This window comes from Halorhabdus tiamatea SARL4B, from assembly GCF_000470655.1.
In the GTDB taxonomy this organism is placed as follows: Archaea; Halobacteriota; Halobacteria; order Halobacteriales; family Haloarculaceae; genus Halorhabdus; species Halorhabdus tiamatea.
This window is the reverse complement of sequence record NC_021921.1, coordinates 45,706-63,572: the sequence shown is the minus strand read 5'-3', so window position 1 is coordinate 63,572 and position 17,867 is coordinate 45,706. Positions and strand designations below refer to the sequence as shown.

Here is a 17,867-nt window from a genome sequence, read left to right as displayed (position 1 = left end):
AAGTGTGCGTCCTTCGTTTGGCTGTATCTCTCAGTCTTCTCTCCCGAGCGTATCTGTCGTTCTCCCCATCACACGAGTTACCTACGAGCACATCATGACACCGGAAAACCTCCCCAGTGCCGTCCAACGCGCGGCCGCTGACCAGCTTACCAACACTGACACTGACACCGCGCCGAATCGAGTGGAGTGCCGTGAAGCGGTGCTGAATGCCCTGGCCCTGTGGGGTGATTCAGGATTCGCTGCGGAAGCGTGGGTGGACGAGCAAGCCAACGAACTCTACAACGACATGCGGTGACCGGCGGCGCGAGTGACGGTCGCAGCACCGTATCTGTCGTTTATCCCCCTCCGCGACTTACGTGTAACTGGGAGGAGCACTCCAACACAGATTGACAGCATCTGCTTGGGTTGCTTGCTACCATCAACGCTTCTCCCATTCGCTTTACCCCTACCCGTTGCTTTTCCGATCACGTTCAGTGTTACGCGGTCTCCGTACACTCCGCGTATCTCCCGGTGTTACCCGTGTCCGGGTTACCAACGTACATGACGTTCAGTTCAGTCGGGCACGTGTACGAGGAAGGCGACGACGACCACGACACACCAGGTGAGTTCGTCGAACCGCTCATCGATGCAGTCTCCGGATTCGACTTAGACCCGTCGGCAAGCACATCATCGAACCTCGCGGAACGGAACGTTACCAAAGACGAAGATGGGCTGTCTATTCCGTGGCACGGTGACGTGTGGCTAAACCCGCCGTATTCGACTGTCAGTGACTGGTTAGAGTACGCGCGCAACGAGTACCACCGCGGTGCAGTGGACTCGATCATCTCCTTAGTGTTCGCCCGAACCAGTACTCAATGGTTCCACAACCACGCGACGACAGCTGACTTAGCGTGTTTCGTTGAAGGCCGGCTGTCGTTCGGTGAGGCGGCGAATTCCGCGCCTGCACCGTCTCTCGTGCTCGTATGGGGCGACGCAGCTGAGAACACGGACGTAGTGGAATACTTATCGTCGCAAGGGTTCCTCGTGAAGCTCCGTGACCGGGACGTGGGCGCGCAGGACCGGTTAGACTCGTTCGCGCCCGGGGTTAACGCGTGTGAGTACTCGGAATCCCCGGCTGACTGACCGGTGGCTCGTGGTTTTTACGGGCGTATCTGTCGGGCATCCCGGTCTACACGTTACTAACACGTGTAATGGCAGCAATAATCAGCAAGACGGTGAATGGGTACGGGCCGTATTTGTATAAGGTCACGCACCTTGGTGGTGGGAAGCAGAACTGGGAATTCCTCGGGAAGGCCGGCGCGGTTGACGAGGAACTCGGTCCGGTTCCGGATGATTACCAACCGGAGACGGAACACGCCGTGAACGGGGTTACACGGTCGCGTGTGGACGACCCGGCAGCGGCCGCACTCCTTGACGGACTGGACGGAGACGACGCTGCAGGCACGTACGAGGACCTCGTAGACGCCCTCGCAGTCGAAGGCAGCAAAGCATACGACTCCGGGGACATGCGGTCACTCCTCAACCTGATGGACACCGACGACCCGGAGCTCGCAGACGCCATCGACACGATCCAAACCGAACGACGGTCGAACTCGTTCGGAACGAGTACCACCACGAGTGAATACATCCCCGCGGACGAAGACGAAGTCCGTGAGGCTCTCGATACGATTGAGGCGAAAATCGGTGTGCGGCCCGGTGAGATTGATGAAGACGACGAGTACAGTGTCACGCTTACCAACACGGATATTCGGATGCCGACCGACGCGGACGCTGCCGCTGACCTCGTGAACGGTGTCGTGGACTCCGTCACTGACTCGTGGCGCGTGGCAGAACCGGATCAGCAAGCGAGCGTGCAAGCGGCGTTAGAGGACACAGTCGGCGTCGACGCAGTCCGGAAGGCGAAGGACACAGCGAGCGATCCGGACGCACTCGGGTTCGCGCACCCGGACACGATACCAACGAACGCCGGCGAGAAGGGGAAAACACCGGTCACAGACCTGTACGGTGTCGGTCCCGCGACGGCGAAAGAAAACCATCCGAACGGTGACGAGATCGCGTTAGAAGACTACGGTGAGTTATCCAGCCTGCAGCGTGAGCGCGTTGCCGTGGACGTTGACATCAAGGAGAACACGGACGCAGTCGGTGACGTCGTCGCACGCGTCTCAGACCGTTCTGGTGACCCGGCGACGGCCGTTATCGGTGCGCTGCAAATGACTGACTCGCGGATAGACGACCTGTACGCGTCCGATCAGGGTGACACGGTGTCAGTCGGTCCGACCGGTGAGGATTGGGGTGGGATAAGTCAGGATGAAATGTCTCGCGTGGAGTCCGTGGAACACCGTGACGGCGAGGTGCACATGGAGACAGCGGGCGGTGGGGAGTCGCGGTACTCAAGCACGTACTGGGAGTTACTCGACCCTGTGCTGCCCGACGACGCGGTGATGCGTTCCGGGAACGACGACACGCACCCGCTCGAAATCGAGCTCGGGAACGATGATTCGATCGTGCTCGCACCGAAGGTCGAATAACACGGTCTCTCACGGTTACTAATGAGAGAGTTACACGCTCGGTCACAGGCAATCGTTGCGGTCGTTGTACTGCACGGTTCCATCACAATCCGTGGTCTTACCAAACTGACTGGTGTTACGCAGCTCACAGTTCGAGCGGTGCTCCCACGACTCGTGGAAAATGAGTACATCGACAGGGACGGTGATACCCTCACGCCTGGTTTGAACGCGCCAGAACCTGCGTAACACAGTTACCAACCAGCAGGGTCCGTGTTATGCTGACTGCGGGACGCCGTACGCGTTCAATATTTCTGGGTACCGTTTCCCGATCGTGACGGCGGACGCATCGGTTGATTGTGCGACGTCAACTTGCGTGATGCCTTCAATGTGGATAACGGTCGCGGAGTACACTGCTGCGGCCGCGATCGCGGTCGGTGCGCGGCCGGAGTGCAGGTTCTCGTTCTCGGCGGTGTCAAGCATGTCTACAGCTGTTTCCCGGACGGCTACCGGGTCGTCCACGTCCAGGGCATCGACGTACCCTGGAATGTATTCGCGCGGGTCTGCAGGCGCGGCTTCCACACCGAGCTCGCGTGCGACGTACCGGATGTCAGAATCTACGCGCGACGGGTCCTGTAACCGTGACACGCTGTACACGTCACCAGGCTGCCGCGGGCAGTTACACTGCCGTGCAGCGAGCGTGATGCACGCTGTCGCCATGCCTTCAATCGACCGACCGCGCATCAGGTCCTGGGTAACGCACTGTTTCAGCATCACGCACGCCGTTTCTTCGACGTGTTCGGGGAGTCCGAGCGCGGACGCCATGCGCTGTACTTCCGCTAACCCGGTTTGCTTCGTCCGGTCGGCGCTTGTCGCTGTCTTGCTGCGGGTGTTCCACTCTCGGAGACGGTCCATCTGCTCCTGCTTGGATTTGGAGAGTGGGGTCCCGGACGCGTCGCGGTTCTGCCAGTCGATGTTCGTGGAGAGGCCTTTATCGTGGAGTTTGTCCGTGGTAGGGGCTCCGACGCGGCTTTTCTCCTCGCGTTCTTGCTGGTTGAACGCTCGCCATTCCGGCCCTCGGTCGATGCGGTTCTCGCTGGTTACTAATCCGCAGTCCTCGCACACGATTTCTCCGTTGTCGCGGGTGAGGTCACCGCCGCATTCGCCGCACGTCTGCTGGGATGTCGTGTCCTCGCTGGACTCGGTGTTTTGTTCACTGTTTGTACGTGTTTCACCGTTTTCACGGGTTCTGAGGCGTGTAGGGGTGCCTGCCATGGGTATGTTAGTATACACACCCCATGACCAAGTTTGACAGATACGCCGGTTTACTAACGACGCGCCGCTGGCGGGCGGGTGTCCTGCGGTTCAAGACGGTATCTGTCGCGCTTCCCTCCCGGTGTCCTGCGTCTGAGTATGGCGACGATCGTTCACAAGCGCATCAACGGGTACGGGCCGTACGCGTACCGAGTTACCTACGGCGGTGGGCAGCACCACTGGGAGTACCTCGGAAAAGCCGGGGAGGTAGACACGTCACCCGGCCCCGTCACGACGACCAGGCAAGAGGACCGTGATGCGGGTGCTGACGGCGACGGTACCGACGACGACCACACGGACCCGGACACGGGAGGGGCGGCTACAACGCACGCTGACGCCCCACGTGACCGCGCACACTACGAAGGGACTCTTGACCGGATACTGGACGGTGAATCGTACGGTGGTGCTGACGACTGGTACGACTCAGAAGCTCGGTGGGCAGTCGATCAAATCACCGAGCACTACCACGAACACGACATCCGAGTCTCACTCACCAACATCGACGACATGGACCGGCTCCGTGACACGGTCGCGGACATCGAGGAACTCCGGGACGCCGGTGTGCTGGACGGGATCCACAAAATCACGACCACTCCGGGAGAGAACCTCGCGGAGAAACACGGGGGCGTGTCCGGGGTGAACGCGGAGTACGAACCGGAACCGCAGGACATCGTCGGGAACAGTCTCGGTTACCAACCCACGATAACGCTGAACGGTGACACGTACCGTGACGGCGACGACGGGTCGGTGACGTCGTACGGAACTGATATTGAGGACACCCGGCACGCGCTTTGGCACGAAGCCGCGCACCACGTTCACTTACGAGAGTACCACGACGCAGACGTGGACATCGAGTCAGTCATGGACGCCAACGACGGCGGCGTATGGGACCGCATGCACGCCTCCATGGACCCTTACCGCGACGCGATCGGCGAGGAGTTCGGGCAAGGACTGGACCACGACCCGATAGAGTTCTACGCAGAAGCCCGGTCCCGAGACATGCGCGGGGAGGACTTACCAACCGACGTGCATGACGCTATGCACGCCGTCGAAGCCGATAACATCCTCACAGAGTAACGTATCTGTCGCGCATCCCCTCCCGTGTTCTACCAACGCGTAGCATGGCAACTATCGTAAAGAAAACCATCGACGGTGCAGGCCCGTACCTGTACCACGTCGAATACAGCGGAGGGAAGCATCACTGGAAGTACCTCGGCCCAGCCGGTGCAGTAGACGAAACACCGGGGCAAGTCCCAGACTCGTACGACCCGGACACGGAATACGAGAACGGTCCCCGGACCACGCTCACCGCAGCGCTGGACGACCCTGGACTGCAAGCCGTCGCCAGCGAAGCTACCACCGACGAACTCGCAGACGCAATCGAAGAATTCAGCGGGGAGAAAGACATCCTGCAAGCCGTCAAAGAAGTAACCGACGACAACCGGCTTGAAACCGCAATCGAGGATATCAACGGGTTCACGCCCGACCTCAACGCCGAAGTCACGCGCGAACAAGCTGACTACATCGAAGAACAGCTCGGGTTCCGACCGTTCGATCTTACACTCACCGACCCGGAGAACGAACACCAAGACCCGATGATCAGCCTGGACGTGGACGACGTGTGGCTCACCGAGAACACCGACCTGAACGCTGACCTGTTGGAACACGCTGTCTCGGAGCACACCGAGGACATGTACGACGCCGCTAACGACCTCGCAGAGTACGGCGACTATCCTACCAACGAAGCAGCTGCACAAGAACGCATCATGAAAGACTGGGCCGATGTCGTCGGTGAAGAAACCATTCACGACATCAAACAGTCCGTAACAGACCCTGACACGCTCGGATTCGCACTCCCGTCCGACGTCCCCGCGAGCGGTGACGACCCCGGACGGACACCGCTCACCGACATTCCGTACATCGGCGGGAAAACAGCCGCTGACATCCACCCGAGCGACGATGTCATGGCCATCGAGGACCTGCACGACCTCTCCGAACGCCAGCAGGAACTCGTAGACACGGATACTATGGACGGGATGGACTCACTGGACAACGACATCCCGACCGGAATCGCCAGCACTGTCCCCGAAGCAGACCAAGACCACACCGGTGACACGATCGGGCGGCTCCTCGGGTTGATGGACCGGCGTGACGCCGATTCTAATACGCGGTGGTCGGGTGCATCGAACGTATTCGGTATAGACGACGGTGGGGAAATGCGTGACAGCGTCAGTGACAGTACAGACTTATCGCGCGTTACTAATATCACGAAAAGCGAGGACCGCGGTGACGCAGAAGGTTACGCGTTAGTTGAGACGGAAAACGGCGACACGGCAAAATTCGAGGACGAGTACATCGAGTTCCTTGAGAACGCCGCGGATGCAGCTGACACAGAGATCGTCGGTGGAGACAACGTCCCAGCGTTCGTGCGACTCCCGGACGGGAACAACCTCGCCGCTGCAGCACGAGTCCCGCGAGACGAGTGACAACGGAAAACGAAGAGGCTTATAACGCCTGACTGACTGTCGTTTTGCGGCGGGGTGGTGGCCCACCACGACCACCACAACCACTGCCCCGTCAGGGGTTGCCGGGAGGAACACACTCCCGGCATCACTCTCTCTGTGAGACCGCCGCGCCGGTCACGGCGGCACGTCGACGCATCCCGACTGGTCACTTATATTCTGGGTATCTTACTGACAGAACGAACCCTGGCAGTCGTGGTGAACGGTTTGCGTAACACGTTCACTGCCCAGCGGTGCCTAACGGCCGGTGTGACGGTTGCTGTTCCCTATCGAGCGTTCTGTCTCATAGTGGGTTACTACCGACGTGATTTTTCGTACTGTATACTACGGGTTCTCAGGATTCTATTCGATAAGGGGGTGAGGGTTTATATACTATTAAATGGGGGGTGATAGTAGAACACACTTAAAGACACATAAACCCTCACCCCCTTGTTCGGCTTAGATTCTGAGAACCCGTATTATAGTAGAGGCCGAACCGCCCGGTCACCACCACACGAACACTCACCGCATAACGTATCTGTAAGTTATCCCGGTAGGGGACGTACGTGTGGATATGAGCACAGACACAACCGTTCCACCGGAACACCTCGACCCGAAACAGTACTTACCAACCCCTGCAGCTGCTCCCGATATCCCGCCACGAGCGATCGGGCTCGCAGAAGACATCTTAGACACGACGTTCCCCGCTGGTGAGTTCGCTGGCGCGCGCCGGTCGGCGCTCGCTGGCGCGGCGTTGTACGCCGCGTGCGTGGCGCTCACTGGTACGGGAGTGTCGCAGGACACCGTGGCGGATGCGACCGGTACAACGGCCGTCTCGATACGCTCATGGATGCATGACATGGCGGAGCGTGCGGTGACGGAGGATTCGGTGGATGTTGCGGTGGTTTGTGATACCAACGTTGAGACGCGAGCGGCGTGGGATAGGCTCAGTCACTTGGCGGGAGGGGGCGGTATTCCTGAGCTTCCGGACGCGTCCGCGTTTGGTGAGGAGTAGGTGTTCTGAGACGGAGGACACACGCGCGTGTGTGGTTACTAATTACTGGGGAGGAGTTCGTCGCGCGGGACGCCGTGCTGTAGGGTTGACGGGTCCGGGTCTTGTTTTACCAACTGCCGGCCGTCGTCAGTGATACTGTAGGCTTCCATGTCGTCACGCCGTTCGGCGAACCCGTGGAAGTGGAGGGTGTACAGGGTGTCTGCGGCGTCGCCGGCGCTCGCCATGTTACCATCGTCGGTGGGTGGGAGTCGTTCGCGGAAATCTGTGGGGATAGTGACGCCATCAATGTCGTGGAGGGTTTTGAGACCGTCGTAGACGTGCCTGTAGAGTTGGACGAGAGTAGTGTCTGTCTCTGCGCACGGGTCGGGTGCGGGTTGGGTTTCACGGTCTTCTTCGGGGATGTTGTCGGGGTAGGCGTGTTCTGGTGTGGGTTGTGCACCGCACGCTCGGGTGACGAGTCGGTGGAAGAGTTCGTCGTAGGATCTGTTGTGTTTCTCGATGTGCGCGGTGGCGTAGCGGCCCCACGTGGTGATTTCGTACATGCCGCTGCGGTCGGCGGGGCCTGGGCTGTGGGTGTAGCCTCGGAGTTCGAGTTTGCGGAGGCGGTTGGCGGTGTAGTTTTGGCTGGTGTCTTCGAGTTGTGCTGCGAGGTTGGTTGGTGTTTCTCGTGTGCCGTGTTGGAGGCCAGTGAGGATTTTGGCGTCTGTGGGCATGACGAGGGGTTCGAGGGTTGCTTCGGTGGTTTCGGGGGTCATGGTATTATGTTACCAACGTTGTCTTACCCCTTAATGGTTAGTGTTTGATGCCGGGTTCTCGATGGTGTTTTCCGGCGTTGTACCTCAGCAAACGTTTATTACCCCCGGGACCAAAGTATGGAGTAACCCCTGACGGAGAACGTAGATACCGTCGCAAAATCGCCGCCGGAGAACCCTGCCAGGTCGCGCCGGCGGCGAGGGGACGAGAATCAAACCATGACCCGTCCAACCTCGTATGACCGTACGACACGCACCGACTTAAAAACACCGGAAACTCCGGCGCACGCCGCCGAGAACGCAGGAATCGCAGGTGAACAGTAATGCCAAGCGAGTACACTTACACGATCGAAACTGAAGACGACGACAGTCCGAATCTGTACAAGAAAGCAGCTAACCAAACCACCGACCGCCCGACCGAGGAAACCGACGCAGTCATGGAACTCCTCCAAACGCAACTGGAATCCAGTTCCATGACCGAATCCGGTCCAGAACTCGCTGCAGCCGGTGAAGCCCTCGCCGCGATCGCCACGCAGCACAACGCCGCCGTGGACGTCAAAGACCGCGCGGACCTTCGTGCACGGGAAATCGGTAAGAACATCCAATTCATCGGCGGTGGAGACCGCATCCTCGGTGCGATTGAACCGCACATCGGTGAAGTAGAACGCGAACAAGCAGAAGAGAAAGTCGAAGAACTCGCAGAAACCGGGTCTGCATACACGCTCGACTACGGCGTCGGGTTAGACGAATACATCGAGAACCGGTTAGAACGTGTAGTGGAACTGACGAACCGGGACCACGTGTCCGAGTACACGTTCGAATTCAACTTCAGCGACGGTACCAGTGTTGAATTCGAAAACAACGACCATCGGGACGAGAAGGAATTCTACGACCGGATCTCAACCGCCGCTCCCGTCAAAGTGCATGAGGAGTACGCGTCCGCTCAGGCCCGTGAAGACATTTCCGGGAACCCGTCCGAAGACGACTGGGCGGAGGAACAGTACCGGAAACTGTCACTCGGTCCCGAGGAACGACCGTGGGGTCTGTCGTGGAACAACGTGATTGTGGACTTGGAAGACGACAAAGGTGAAGGCATGGCGGAACCGCCGGCAGGCCCGCGGACAGATGCGTGGGAAGACCTGCAGACCTCCATCGAGAACGGTCGTGCGGCGCACGACCGGCAGTCAGTCGTTGACGCTGCTGACGGCGCGGTGCACTACAACGAAGACCACGACGAAGTCTGGGTTCCCACGAGCATGGTGGACGCAGCCTGCGAGGACTACGCGACGAACCGTGAGAAACTCGTTCGGGAACTGGACGCTCGCGGTGTCACGACCGACGAAATCAGCGGGATGGGGTGCTCGGTAGCGAAGGACGGTATTCGGTGGTGGCGGTTGAAGGCGTCGGCGGTTGAGATGCCGCGAATCGTGCAGTCGATTGAGGAAGCTGATACGTTCGCATCCGCCGGGAAAGCGGCTGCGGACGGCGGCACGACCACGTTCGGGGGTGACGAGTAATGCCCCGAGTTAGTGAGACAGCGTTCGAGGACGTCGTCTCGCAGGGCGTGTACCGGAACCTGGACGCGGACCTGCAGAACGGGTACGTTCACGGGTTAGACACCGCGGCCGTGGACGACTCAGTCCTTCTCTGGGGGCCGCCCGGGTCGGGGAAGACGACGGAGTCCCTCGCGCGTGTCGCGGGGTACGTGGACGCTCACGACGACGTGAGCCCGCGCGACGTGACCGTGGTGACGTACCGAACGGAGCTCGCGGTGAGCATCACGGAGCGAGCGATGGACTGGGAAGTGTTCCCGTTCGCAGACGGTATAGAAGACGCGTACGAGTACTGGGGGACGGCGCACGCGGTCGCTACGCGTGTCACCGATTTCTTAGGTCACATTGACGAGGATTCCCCGACTCACGCCGGGATGGTTGACGGGAAGGCAGCGCGCGCGTTCTGTGACGAGCACGGAATCGAGTACAAGAACGGTGTGAACGGGCGGGATTCGCAGTGGGAAGTGTTCCACGCGGTGTACACGTACGCGAAGCAGAATCTGCTGGATGTCGGGACGTGGAGGTACATCACTGACGACGAACTCCTCGGGACGGTCCGGTCGAACACGATCGCGTTCCGGCGACTGCAGGATTTCCACGACAAGTGGGGTCAGAGCGCGTCGTTCGACGTAGCGGTGGAGGCGTGGGAGTCGTGGAAGCGAGAACACGACTGTCACGACTTCTATGAACAGTTAGAAATCGGGCTCGCGGCCGGGTTGCCGGGTGACGAGTTCGTGGTGATTGACGAGCTCCACGACGCGTACCCGTTAATGGTGAAACTGTTCGAGCAGTGGATTGATGCGGCCGGGACGGCGGTCGCGGCTGGTGACCCGGATCAGGTGTGTAACGCGTTCAGCGGTGCGTCACCGGAGATATTCACCGGGCTGAACGACCGCGTGGGCACCGACTTGAAACCGGTGAAACTCCCGAAGAGCCACCGGGTGCCGGACGAGCACTTCGAAGCCGCCGCGAGGATCTTATCCCGGCACCGGACTCCGCCAGAGTTGGAGACGGCGGGTGAAGGTGACTTGTACCGGCACACCACGCCGGGGTCGATGGAGTACGACGACCAGGACGGGTGGCGGATGTTCCCAGAGACTGCGAGTCAGTCCCCGCTCCGGCTGCACGAGGAGTACGGGGCGGATATGATGCATATGGCGCGGACTCAGATGCTCGCGGACGGTGTCGGTGCGTGCTTGGATGCTGGTGGTGTCGTGTACCAGTCGCAGGAAGACGTGGCGGGGAACTGGGCGCGGCGGCTGCACGTTATGCACTCGTTGCGTGCTGTCCGGGATGTCCGGCCGGCGCAGCAGGTGTCTGTCGTGGGTGACGGTGACGAGTACGGCCGTGACGGTGAGCGTGACGGGGCGGTGAAGACGCCTGAAACGTCGGATGTTCGGTTGACGCCGCGGCAGGCGCGGGTGCTCCTCAAGCACACGGACGAGGGGTATTTGGACGGGTCGCGGTCGGACGCACTGTCACGGGTGAACGAGCGAGAGATAATGCCGAACACGTCGTCTCTCGTTCCAATGCCGGTGCTCGCGGACATGGTGTCACGGGACTGGTGGGCGGTCTACGGGCAAGGAAAGGAGTCCATCGAGAACCTGGTGTACGTGAACGAACACGCCGGGTTCACCGGGAATCGGGATCGTGACGTGACGGCCATGCAGCGCGCGTGGGAACGGTACGGTGACGACCTTCCCGAGAAACCGGGTGACGTGGAAACGCGTCTCTGGACGATGCACGCCGCGAAAGGCGACGAAGCAGAACACGCCGTTGTCTATACGGGCGTGACCGGCCGCGTTCGGGACGGTATCCGTGAGGATGAACGACAGGCAGAGAACGAATCGCGGACGTGGTATGTCGCTCTGACGCGGGCGACGACCGGGCTGCACATCGTTCGGGATGCGTTCGACATGACGTGCGACGACTTTGAAGGGATGGTCCCGGACGATTTGGAACCGAAGGCGGCTGCTGCGGCGCGTGAACGACGACGCGCACGTCGTGAGGGTGACGGGCCCGGTGAGGGAACGGCGGCGGACTGACGGGCGTCTGCGGCGTTCTCGTGGTCGTGGTTCCCTGGTCTGTTCCGGGGTGCGTGACACGAGTGATTCTGGTTACTAATGCCGTGCCGGGCGGCGGGGTTTTGAGTATGGTTTTGATAGTGTTACCCGGAGTTGTGTAACGGCAAACGTTTATTAGGCACGGGGTGGTAATACCATGTACGATGGTAGCAGACTCAACCACAGACGAACAAAAAGCGCGATTCGGCGCGTTCACCAACGTCGGATTCACCGATCCTGAGGGGCGAGCGTACCCGGACGAGCTCACCGAGAACGAGCGGTGGATGGGCGCGCAAGAAGGTGTAAAGTACCCGTTCGCACCGTGGGGGACGCGAGACCCGCCGGTCGAATGCATTGACGATGACTGCCCAGCTGACCGGTGTGACGACCCGTGCTGCACGTGTGACGGGCGGTACAAGTGGTCGCATGAAGGGCACTACCGGACCGGTGACAAGGTAGACTTAGTAATCCCGACCGGGGAAATCGAGCACCGAGCGTACATCTTCGCAGAAGACGACGGGCTTCTCTTCATCGATGGTGACGATGTCCGGTGTCCGGAGACCGGTGACGTTCACCCGGCGTTCAAAGCGTTCCTCGCTACACTCGGCGCGACATGGTGCGAGGTGTCCAAATCCGGGAGCGGTATTCACGCCGTGTACACCGGTGCCCTGCCGGCGGTAGCGAAGAAGGAACCGGTGCTGCAGTTAGACGATGAAGCGTGGGGCGAGAACGACGACGGTGACCTCCCGCAGATCGAGATTTACCCGACGAAGCACAACTCCGTGCTGACCGGGTGGCACGTTCCCGGGACACCGGTCGAAGTGAACGCGGCGGACGAGACCGCCCTTCGACCGATTCTGGACGCTCACGGGAAGACCACGGACCCGCGGAAGAACACCACGCAGGACGTTCAGGAGTTGACGCGCGGTGACGCGGACGCGACCGTGGATGCGGACGTTGTGACGGACATGGAAGACGTGTTCACCGCTGTGAACAACCTGGATGCGCGGGATGTGGCTGACGCGACGATCGTGCAGTCCTGGTCCGACCCGGCCGGGACAGAGTTCCGAGCGTTCCTCCCAACGTGGGGAACGTCGTCTGACGGCGGGACGGCGAACTTCGTCACGGAGGACGTGTGGAAGGACAAAGGCCAGGACTCAGGGCATGGCGGGCCGCTCATCATGGCGGCGATTGACCTGCGTATCCTGAACCATGACGGCGCGGAGCCTGGGGATGTGACCGGGCGTGACGCTCACCGGTGTCTTGACCACTTGCGAGACCTCGGGTTCGACGTCCCGGAGTACGTGGAGTCGGGTGACACGGCGGACCTGTACATGGACGTGCTCGGGGAGTACAAGGACGCAGGGACGAATCCGTGGGAGAACCCGGATGCGTGCCTCGTAGCGTCTATTGAGGCGCGTGAAGCCGGTGCAGTGACGCCGGAAGCTGATGCGCCGACTCTCGCCTTGCACGCTATCATCGAGGACGTGCTGGGCGTGTCGGCGGATTCGCACGCCGTGACGGATAGGACGTACGGCACGGCGCAGGCGGTGTTTGACGACATGTCCGTGGAAGACGCGCGTGACGTGACGGACCTTCCCGACGACACTGACAGTAACACTGCAGCTGACAGTAACACGGACACGGGACCGGAGACGGGTGACATGGTGCTTCCGGACGAGTTCGATGGTGACGCGGACTCGACCGGCGGGCGCGGAGACCCAGTGGCCGACGACGACGGTGTCACGGTCCCGGAGGTTCCCGACGACGTGACCGGTGAGGGAGAGTCGTACGACGCGTTCGAAGAAGCGGATCTCACGGTAGAAGCGACTACCAACGACACGCCCAGCACGGGTGCGTCTGGCGGTGCGAGCGAGTGGTCGGGCGGGCAGTAACACGATTCAGAGGGTTACTAACACAATGGCATTGAAACAGTGGGTACGGGCGAATTGGACGGACGTGATGGGGATTCCGCGGCATGACGCGGGTCCTTGGATGCTCCGAGATACACCGCTGCCGTTATCGACGTTATCGAAGTTCAAGCCGGGGCGGTATGCTGGCGCGCGCGGTCCTGTGGAACGAGTTCCGAACCCGTCCGGTGGGCCGAATACGCACGTGATGGCGTCTCGAACGAAGCCTGAGACGGCGCAGCAGCGGTATGAGACGGGCGGGTCGTCGTGGGAACGGTCGGTGTTGAGTACGTTGGCGGAGACCGCGCCGTCGCCGATCGGCCGCGCGGAGGTGGAGGCGTTCGCAGCTGACCCGGACGCGGACCTGTACGTGGTTGAGTTGTTCCCCGGTGACGCGGTTACTAACGACGTGCGTGTGCTCCGGGAAGACCTTGGACTCAACGTTCAACTGGTTGGTGTTGGCGTGTCGGAACCGGACGGGTATCCGGGCGCGTTCGTTGCGGCGGACCGTGACACGCTACGTGACCCGGATTCCGTGGTGATGCGCGCGGTCCCGTCCCCGGATCTGTTGGTGATGTCACCTGGCATCGAGTACGCGGGCGTGGCGACGCGCATGGTTGAACGGTGTTCTCCGCGCGCGGCGTCGGTGAATCCGGTTGAAGGGGATGTGGTTGATGTGGTTGAGTCGTCGTTACTGCTTACCAGCGACACGGGGGATTCGAGTGATTCGGACGGGGATTCGGAGCAGTTCTCGTTGGACGTGTTCGGGTCTTCGACGGGTGATGCGGCGCAGTTGTCGTTACGGTCGGCGTTCGCTCGCGCGTGACTGACGACACTGGACGGGACGCGCGCGGTCGGACCCTCAAGTCCGGGTGGGCGCTGGTTTTATATCCAAGTCCCGAGTTTGTATTCGCGGAATCCGGTGACTGCGCCGGGACGGGAATGATGGTGACTTGAGATGCTGGGAGAAACGACGCGAACGCTTAAATGGAGGTTACTGCCTTCTTGCGACTCCTCAGCAAGTTGTTTTCACATGGGCGCTGAGGGATTTGAACCCCCGACAGCTTGGTCCGAAGCCAAGTACTCTGTCCAGGCTGAGCTAAGCGCCCACGTCGCCGTGGCCGACCCTTCGCATTACCCCAAAACGCACCCACTCTAAAAAATGTCTCTATCCTCTTGCGCTGACTCCCGGGACACTACGGTGGACGTTACGCTTATCCATACCATGCCCGTAACTGAGCTATGCCGATCACAGACGACGAGACAATCGTACAGCTCCTCGAAACGAGCGATACAATCGCCGTCGTCGGCTGCTCATCGACACCCGGCAAAGCCGCCCACGACATCCCGAAGTACCTGCTCGAAGCGAGCTACGACGTGATCCCGGTCAACCCCTTCGCCGAGAATATCTTCGACCGTGATGCGTACGACTCGCTGTCGGACGTCCCCGACAAAATCGACGTCGTCGACGTGTTCCGTCCGAGCGAGGAAGTCCCTGAAATCGTCGAGGCAGCGCTCGACCGTGACGACGATGCGGCGATCTGGCTTCAGGAGGGTATCACTCACGACGAGAGCGCGGAGCAAGCCGAAAAAGCGGGCCGACAATTTGTTCAGGACCGGTGTATGAAAGTCGAGCACCAGCGACTGCTCGGGTGACTGCCCGGACGCAATCTGCCCTTCTGGAGTAACTCTCTCAAGACTCACCAGCAGCGGATCCAGGCTCCGTCTCGGCGTCTTCTGACTGCCGTTGGCCTGCTCCGTCGGTTGGCACGTCATCGCTCTCGACCGCTTCGATATGGGCGTCCGCGATCACCGTCTCGACGTCGATTCCCTCGTTCTCGGCGAGTGCTTCGAGCAGCGCGCGCTGCTCGGCGAGGTCGGTCTCGATCTCGTCGACTTGCTCGCTCGTGGTCGCGACCTCCTCACGGAGTGACTGGACCTGCCCACGGAGCTGGTTCATCTTCTCGTAGAGATCCTCTGCCGCACTGGTGACTTTCTGGAGTTTCTTCGCCGTATCGCCAAATCCCATGACGAGCAATTGTGACTCGGCATTTGTGCGCCTTTCGGTGCGACTCAACGAACGTCGCCATTAAGACACCGGCGGCCGGACGTGCGGACATGGACCGAACGCGTCTCGTTCCAGCCGTCGGGATCCTCGCGTGTCTGGCGTTTCTGGCCGCACTGTCGTTTCCGTTCAGTGCTGGATCGGTGAGTACCTACTACACATCGGGAGCGTTGAACCCGCTTTTCGGTGGGCTGTTCGCACTCGTCACGATCATCGTACTCGCCGCGGGCCGGGAAGAACGCACTGATCCAGCACGTTCCGCCGGCGTTGCACTCGCACTCGGACTCCTGATTGCGGTGATCGTCGTCGTCTGGCTGATGACTGCCCGGACGGATGTCCTTTCGATCACCTGGCTCCACCGATACGCACTCGCGGGGACCGCTGTGTCGATCCCGATCGTCGCGGCGTGGTACGCGTATGCACTAGACATCTTCTGACCGTCGCCCCGTCGAGACGACGAGCCGAAAGGCCCTTATGGGTTAATGAGGTACAGTGAACTGGACTAGGCCGGGCGGTTAGGCCCCGCTCTCACCCCGCACTATGGTCTTCAGCGGGGGCCGAACCCCGGGGGCGTCCGTGCAGACGGGCGCGGGCCCCGTTAGCCAACGTCGAAGCCTCGTCCTGCGGGGGTAGCGGTCGACGCTGAATCGCCTGCAGGGGCGTGCCGGTGTCGTTAACCGGGGGCAGCCCGCCAGGCGCGGAAGCGAGCAGCGGACCCCCAGACACCTGCCGCTCGCAGGGTCGCGGGGTGGAGGAGGCACGCGGGATTCCCCGCGCTCGAACGCCGGGCCATCCCGGGCGTCCACTCCATTCATACCACACCACCTTTTTCGCGGAGGCATCGCCGCGAGCAACTGCTCGCGGCTCAACCCCCGCCAAAAAGCTGGATCAAAAAGCCGAATTCGCCGCGTCGCGGCGAATTCGGAGAGGCCGCGTGTCGAATCGAACAGGATGCTGCTTAACAGTGATCACGATACGGCCTGAATGATCTCACCTCTGAGAAGAATCGCTCCAGAATTTCGTCCCCGAATGGCGCTGTTTACCTCTCAGCCGATTCGGCCAGCCCACCGCCCTCGACGGCGAGTTCGCCGCCGATGGTGCGGTTGGGGTACGGAATGTTGATGTCGGCCTCGTCGAAGCGTTCCTTGACCGCCTGGACGTATTCGGCGCGGGTCTTCACGAAGTCCGCGCGACTGGGGTTGTCGATCCAGATCCGAGACTGCAGACCGACTGAGGAGTCGCCGAGTTCGACGAGTCGGACGGAGGGCTCTGGATCGTCGAGGATCTCGTCGTGGGCAGTGGCCTCTTCGAGGATAATCTCGGTCGCCTCGTCGACATCGTCGTCGTAGCCGATGCCGAAGGTGAACTTCATCCGGAGCTGTTCTTTCGCGACGGGATTCTTGATGACGCCGCTGGTCAGGTTGGAGTTGGGAACGGTCAACAGTTCGTTGTCGAAGGTTCGGATACGCGTCACCCGGAGACTGATGTCCTCGACGACGCCGCTATGGCCGTCCCACTCGATCCAGTCACCGATCCGGAAGGGTTTGTCGGTGAAGATGAACACGCCGGCGACGAAGTTCGCGATGACGTCCTGCATGGCGAACCCGATCGCGAGTGTGGCAGCGGCGGCGATCGTCGCCAGTGACGTGAGGAAATTGCCGAACCCGGCCATCTGAAAGGCGACGGCGACGGCGACGAAAACGAGTATACCACGCGTCAGTTTCAGCAGGGGTACCGACGCGTGCTTGTCGACGCCGCGAGCCCGGAGCCCACGGCGGACGAGTGGCTGAATCGTCGCCCGACCGAGGAGATACACCGTAGCGAGCACGATGACGAAAGTGAGTGCCGAACCGATGGGTTCGGCATAGGGGACGCTCTGTTCGGCGAGCAGGTCACTGACGAAGCCAGCCATCGGAGTGAATGCGATTTCACTCATCGTTTCAGCACTGTCGTATGACCGCGTGTATCGACGACCGATGCGTTCGTTCGGTCAGCAAGCTCCTCGGCGAGTGCGGCGGGTTCGCCCTCCGAACGGGCCGCACGGAGGAACTTGACCTTCACGAGCCCCCGCTCGTGTAATTGATCGTTCAGCTCGTCGACGACGGCCTCGAGACCGTTCTTGCCGACCCAGACTGTCACGTCCAAGTCGTGCATCGCATTGTCCGGTGTAACCTCGCTCATACCCCTTCG

The 17,867-nt window shown here is 60.9% G+C and carries 17 protein-coding genes, 1 tRNA gene and 1 other RNA gene; 13 read left to right on the top strand and 6 right to left on the bottom strand.

What is annotated here, in order from left to right; translation table 11 throughout:
* Positions 1 to 94: 94 nt before the first annotated feature.
* The 3 genes from HTIA_RS00315 to HTIA_RS00305 all read left to right on the top strand — a co-directional run bounded on the left by HTIA_RS00315 (position 95) and on the right by HTIA_RS00305 (position 2,528).
* Positions 95 to 295 (top strand): hypothetical protein, encoded by a 201-nt coding sequence (locus tag HTIA_RS00315; RefSeq protein ID WP_008525208.1) that lies wholly within the window; start codon positions 95 to 97, stop codon positions 293 to 295.
* 269 nt (positions 296 to 564) lie between these two features.
* Positions 565 to 1,122, top strand: a complete 558-nt coding sequence (locus HTIA_RS00310) for a DNA N-6-adenine-methyltransferase (RefSeq protein WP_198408533.1) — start codon at positions 565 to 567, stop codon at positions 1,120 to 1,122.
* Between the two features lie 68 nt (positions 1,123 to 1,190).
* Positions 1,191 to 2,528, top strand: a complete 1,338-nt coding sequence (locus tag HTIA_RS00305) for a hypothetical protein (protein ID WP_021029473.1) — start codon at positions 1,191 to 1,193, stop codon at positions 2,526 to 2,528.
* A 252-nt stretch (positions 2,529 to 2,780) separates the two neighbouring features.
* Here the strand turns inward: HTIA_RS00305 and HTIA_RS00300 are convergent, their stop codons facing one another.
* Positions 2,781 to 3,779, bottom strand: coding sequence for a transcription initiation factor IIB (locus HTIA_RS00300; RefSeq protein WP_008525213.1), 999 nt, complete (start codon positions 3,777 to 3,779; stop codon positions 2,781 to 2,783).
* 138 nt (positions 3,780 to 3,917) lie between these two features.
* On the opposite strand from HTIA_RS00300, the gene HTIA_RS00295 reads away from it, so the two are divergent.
* The 3 genes from HTIA_RS00295 to HTIA_RS00285 all read left to right on the top strand — a co-directional run bounded on the left by HTIA_RS00295 (position 3,918) and on the right by HTIA_RS00285 (position 7,334).
* On the top strand, positions 3,918 to 4,895 hold the full coding sequence (locus HTIA_RS00295; protein WP_008525215.1) for a hypothetical protein: 978 nt from the start codon (positions 3,918 to 3,920) through the stop codon (positions 4,893 to 4,895).
* A gap of 44 nt (positions 4,896 to 4,939) precedes the next feature.
* Positions 4,940 to 6,304 (top strand): hypothetical protein, encoded by a 1,365-nt coding sequence (locus HTIA_RS00290; RefSeq protein WP_008525216.1) that lies wholly within the window; start codon positions 4,940 to 4,942, stop codon positions 6,302 to 6,304.
* Positions 6,305 to 6,893: 589 nt separating this feature from the next.
* Complete coding sequence (locus HTIA_RS00285; protein WP_008525218.1) at positions 6,894 to 7,334, top strand: cyclin family protein; 441 nt, start codon at positions 6,894 to 6,896, stop codon at positions 7,332 to 7,334.
* A gap of 38 nt (positions 7,335 to 7,372) precedes the next feature.
* On the opposite strand, the gene HTIA_RS00280 is transcribed toward HTIA_RS00285, so the two are convergent.
* Entirely contained in the window at positions 7,373 to 8,089 is a 717-nt protein-coding gene (locus HTIA_RS00280; RefSeq protein WP_008525220.1) for a hypothetical protein, read from the bottom strand.
* A 320-nt stretch (positions 8,090 to 8,409) separates the two neighbouring features.
* Between HTIA_RS00280 and HTIA_RS00275 the strand changes: the two genes are divergently transcribed.
* From HTIA_RS00275 to HTIA_RS00260, 4 genes are all read left to right on the top strand, one after another.
* Complete coding sequence (locus HTIA_RS00275) at positions 8,410 to 9,603, top strand: hypothetical protein (RefSeq protein ID WP_008525221.1); 1,194 nt, start codon at positions 8,410 to 8,412, stop codon at positions 9,601 to 9,603.
* The gene (locus tag HTIA_RS00270) at positions 9,603 to 11,684 is read left to right on the top strand and encodes an AAA family ATPase (protein ID WP_008525223.1); all 2,082 of its coding nucleotides are present in this window, start codon (positions 9,603 to 9,605) and stop codon (positions 11,682 to 11,684) included. Before HTIA_RS00275 ends, HTIA_RS00270 begins: the two co-directional genes overlap by 1 nt.
* Before the next feature lie 182 nt (positions 11,685 to 11,866).
* Positions 11,867 to 13,597: a hypothetical protein gene (locus tag HTIA_RS00265; protein ID WP_008525225.1), complete on the top strand. Its 1,731-nt coding sequence runs from the start codon at positions 11,867 to 11,869 to the stop codon at positions 13,595 to 13,597.
* Between the two features lie 307 nt (positions 13,598 to 13,904).
* Complete coding sequence (locus tag HTIA_RS00260) at positions 13,905 to 14,438, top strand: hypothetical protein (RefSeq protein ID WP_198408532.1); 534 nt, start codon at positions 13,905 to 13,907, stop codon at positions 14,436 to 14,438.
* 208 nt (positions 14,439 to 14,646) lie between these two features.
* On the opposite strand, the gene HTIA_RS00255 is transcribed toward HTIA_RS00260, so the two are convergent.
* Positions 14,647 to 14,721 (bottom strand) — tRNA-Arg (locus HTIA_RS00255).
* A gap of 133 nt (positions 14,722 to 14,854) precedes the next feature.
* Here HTIA_RS00255 and HTIA_RS00250 point away from each other — a divergent pair.
* Positions 14,855 to 15,268 (top strand): CoA-binding protein, encoded by a 414-nt coding sequence (locus HTIA_RS00250; protein ID WP_008525228.1) that lies wholly within the window; start codon positions 14,855 to 14,857, stop codon positions 15,266 to 15,268.
* Positions 15,269 to 15,305: 37 nt separating this feature from the next.
* Here the strand turns inward: HTIA_RS00250 and HTIA_RS00245 are convergent, their stop codons facing one another.
* Positions 15,306 to 15,641: a DUF5798 family protein gene (locus HTIA_RS00245; RefSeq protein WP_008525230.1), complete on the bottom strand. Its 336-nt coding sequence runs from the start codon at positions 15,639 to 15,641 to the stop codon at positions 15,306 to 15,308.
* An 89-nt stretch (positions 15,642 to 15,730) separates the two neighbouring features.
* On the opposite strand from HTIA_RS00245, the gene HTIA_RS00240 reads away from it, so the two are divergent.
* Both HTIA_RS00240 and ffs read left to right on the top strand, forming a co-directional pair.
* Positions 15,731 to 16,114, top strand: a complete 384-nt coding sequence (locus HTIA_RS00240; protein ID WP_008525232.1) for a DUF7548 family protein — start codon at positions 15,731 to 15,733, stop codon at positions 16,112 to 16,114.
* A 58-nt stretch (positions 16,115 to 16,172) separates the two neighbouring features.
* Positions 16,173 to 16,485, top strand: an RNA gene (gene ffs / locus HTIA_RS15550) — signal recognition particle sRNA.
* Positions 16,486 to 16,716: 231 nt separating this feature from the next.
* On the opposite strand, the gene HTIA_RS00235 is transcribed toward ffs, so the two are convergent.
* A complete protein-coding gene (locus tag HTIA_RS00235) occupies positions 16,717 to 17,613 on the bottom strand; it encodes a mechanosensitive ion channel family protein (protein ID WP_008525234.1) in 897 nt (298 codons plus the stop codon).
* Entirely contained in the window at positions 17,610 to 17,858 is a 249-nt protein-coding gene (locus tag HTIA_RS00230) for a YhbY family RNA-binding protein (protein WP_008525236.1), read from the bottom strand. Before HTIA_RS00230 ends, HTIA_RS00235 begins: the two co-directional genes overlap by 4 nt.
* Between the last annotated feature and the right edge of the window lie 9 nt (positions 17,859 to 17,867).